This is a genomic window from Flavobacterium sp. (assembly GCF_021151785.1).
Lineage (GTDB): Bacteria > Bacteroidota > Bacteroidia > Flavobacteriales > Flavobacteriaceae > Flavobacterium.
The window spans coordinates 1-3,864 of record NZ_JAGKWP010000149.1; the positions used below are offsets into that span (position 1 = coordinate 1).

Consider the following 3,864-nt stretch of genomic DNA (forward strand, 5'->3'; position numbering starts at 1 on the left):
TTTACATCAACTTCGCCAAGTGGTTGTTTAACTTTTTCATTCAGTTCTAATGCAACAGGAACAAGTACAGGTTGGGATGCAACGATTTATTGTACACCTCCTATAACATGTTTTAGACCAACAGGAGTTACAGTATCAAATATTACAGCAACAACAGCATCAGTTTCTTGGACTGAATCTGGTAGTGCAACGCAATGGCAGGTTTTAGTATTACCAGTTGGTTCTAATGTACCAGCATTTAATTTTACTGGGATTACTACAGCAACTAATTCATTTTTAGTTACAGGTTTAAATCCATCTTCAACATATACTTTTTATGTTAGAGCAATTTGCTCTACATCAGATAAGAGTTTCTGGACAGATGGTGTGAATTTTACCACTACACCAATTAATGATTTATGTTCCAATGCTAAAGTGGCGGAACTTAATGATGATTTGAATTGTACATTATTAAATAATGGTGTTTTAACAGGAGCTACACCAACTTTAACTCCAGCATTGACTTGTTCAGCTAATGCTAACGATGTTTGGTACTCTTTTGTAGCTGTAAAACCAACACATACTATTAGTTTGTCAAACATTTTACCAACAGGAACTACAGTAAACTTTGCGTTATATTCTGGAACTTGTAATGCATTAACACAAATTCAATGCGGTTCTACAAGTTATGTTGCTAATAATTTAGTAATTGGACAAACTTATTATATTAGAGTTTATACAACTTCTACAACAAATTCAGCAATTTCATTTAGTTTGTGTGTTGGAGCGGTACCTTGTCCTGAAGCTGTATCATTGTGTAATCAACCAAGAACATATCCCAATGCTACAGGTGTTATTAATCTAGGATCTTACGGGTGTTTAGGATCTTCTCCAAATGCAAGTTTCTTCTTTTTGGAAGCAGCTCAAAATGGTTCATTAAGTTATACTATTAACCAAGTTACTACTGCAGGTGCTCCAATTGATGTTGATTATGCTCTTTGGGGACCATTTATCAGTAGAGATGCAGGTTGTATACAAATTCCAAACAACAATCCAGTAAAATGTAGTTATTCCACAGCAGCTACAGAGAACTTTACAATTACGGTTACTCAAGGGCAAGTGTATATATTGATGGTAACAAATTTTGCTAATCAAGCAGGTACAGTTACAATTACACCAAATAGTTCAAATACTGCTCAGTCTTTCTGTTATCCTTACAATACATTTAACTATTCATCAGTTACATATTGTAGTAATAGTGCGAATCAAACACCAACTTTAGTAGCGGGAGCTACGGCTGGTACTTACTCAGCATCACCTTCAGGGTTAACAATTAATTCAGTTACTGGAGAAATTAATTTTGCTACAAGTACACCTGGAACATACACAGTAACTAATACTTTGATTCCTACATTATTGCCTCCTGCTTCAAATGCTCCAATTATTTGTACAAGAACAGTTATTGTTACTCCTAATCCGAATGCTTCTGTAGCTTATTCAAGTCCTTCTTATTGTAATTCTGACTCTACTGTTTATCCTATAATTTTAACTGGAACAGGTGGTCCTAATACTACATTTTCATCAACACCGATTGGTTTACAATATGCTTTAGATCCTATTTCGGGAGCAATAACTCCTTCATTAGCAACTCCTGGAACATATGTTGTAACAATGTCTGTTCCTGCGCAAGGAGGGTGTCCAGCTTACACAACTAATACATCTGTTGAAATTAAGGCAGCTCCTCAGTTACCAATAAAAGTCGATGTAAATGGTTGTAATAGTTATACACTACCTCCATTAACAACAGGTGTTTATTATACAGGTTCTAATGCAACAGGTACACAATTAAATCCTGGTGATATTATTAATACTACTCAAGTAATTTATGTTTATGCAACTAATGGGGATTGTTCAAATCAAGTTTCTTTCAAGGTAAATATTATTTCAATACCAACACCGACAATTTCAATTACGTCACAACCTACTTGTTCGACACCAACTGGTAATATTCAAGTGACATCACCAATTGCACAATCGTCAGTTGTTCCTTCCGATTTATTCATTTCTGAAGTTACTGATGCTAATACAGGAGCATTGTCTTATGTTGAATTATATAATGGTACAGGTGTTTCAAAGAATTTATCTAATTATAAATTAAAAATGTACAACAATGGTAATGCTACTGCAACATGGCAGCAAACATTATCTGGTACAATTGCAAACAATAGTACTTTTGTAATTAAAATTAGCAATGATCCAAGTATTCCGGGTGTTACTCACAATCTAGTTATACCAAATTCTGGAGTAGATACTAATGATAATATTCGTTTAACTACTTCTGCCGATGTTGAGGTAGATATTTGGGGACCAACTAATGGTGTCGTATTTACACCAAATAATCAACCAGGATACACATACAGAAGATTGCCTTCTGCGAGTCCACTACCAAGCACAACTTGGAATTCAAGTCAATGGAGCACAACTGATCCTGAAAATTATTCTAATATTGGTCAGTATTCATTATTTGTTTCAAATTATCAGTATTCAGTTGATAATGGTACATATCAATCTAGTACAATTTTTACTGGACTAACACCAGGAAATCACTCCTTAGTTGTACATGATTTAATAAATGATTGTTATTCATCACCATTAACCTTTACGATTGATGCAGTTCCGTATACTAATCCAACAACCGGATTCTCTTATTCGACACCGGTATGTACTTCTAATGCTACAAACCCTGTACCGTCATTAGCTTCAGGTTTCACAACAGGAGGTCTTTTCTCTGCTTCACCTTCTGGTTTAGATATTGATCCAAATACAGGTGTTATTAACTTAGCTAATAGTACTGTTGGTTCTTATACAGTTACTTACACTTATGCTGGTAGTTCTGTTAATTGTATTAATACAGGTACTAACACCGCTACAATTGATCTTACGACAACTATAACTCCATCATTTACTCAGGTTGCACCAGTTTGTTCAGGAGATGCTTTAGCAGCTTTGCCAACAACATCAACAAATGGAATTTTAGGAAGTTGGTCGCCATCAATCAATAATACTGCAACAACAACGTATACTTTTACGCCTAATCCAGGACAATGTGCAGTACCTACAACTATGACGATTACAGTTAACACCCCAGTCACTCCATCATTTACACAGGTTGCACCAGTTTGTTCAGGAGATGCTTTAGCAGCTTTGCCAACAACATCAACAAATGGAATTTTGGGAAGTTGGTCGCCATCAATCAATAATACTGCAACAACAATGTATACTTTTACGCCTAATCCAGGACAATGTGCAGTATCTACAACTATGACGATTACAGTTAACACCCCAGTCACTCCATCATTTACACAGGTTGCACCAGTTTGTGCGGGAGATGTGTTTACCTTACCTTCAACATCTAATAATGGTGTTGTTGGAGTATGGTCACCGGCTGAAAATAATACTGCAACAACTACTTATACTTTTACACCAAATGCAGGTCAATGTGCTGTTTCAACAACTATGACTGTTGTAGTTAATTCATTCATTGAACCAATTTTTACACCAATTTCAGATCTTTGTGTTGGAGCTACTCCTATAGTTTTACCTTTAATTTCTAATAACGGAATTTCAGGTACTTGGTCTCCTTCTCAAGTTGATACTAGTCAGTCTAACATAAGTGTTTATACTTTTACGCCTAGCACTACTATCAGTCAGTGTGCTTCACCTATAACTATTTCTGTTCATGTTATTCAATGTACCATCCAAAAGGGTATTAGTCCAAATGGAGATATGAAGAATGATTATTTGAAGTTACGAGCTGAGAAAGTTGAGATTTTCAACAGATATGGTAAAGAGGTTTACAGTAAGGTTAACTATGATAATGATTGG

At 35.4% G+C, this 3,864-nt stretch carries 1 protein-coding gene; it reads left to right on the forward strand.

All coding sequences use genetic code 11. The features are described 5' to 3' along the window. Positions 1-3,864, forward strand: a 3,864-nt coding sequence (locus QZ824_RS10950) for a fibronectin type III domain-containing protein (protein WP_291276054.1), incomplete at both ends; no start/stop codon positions are given.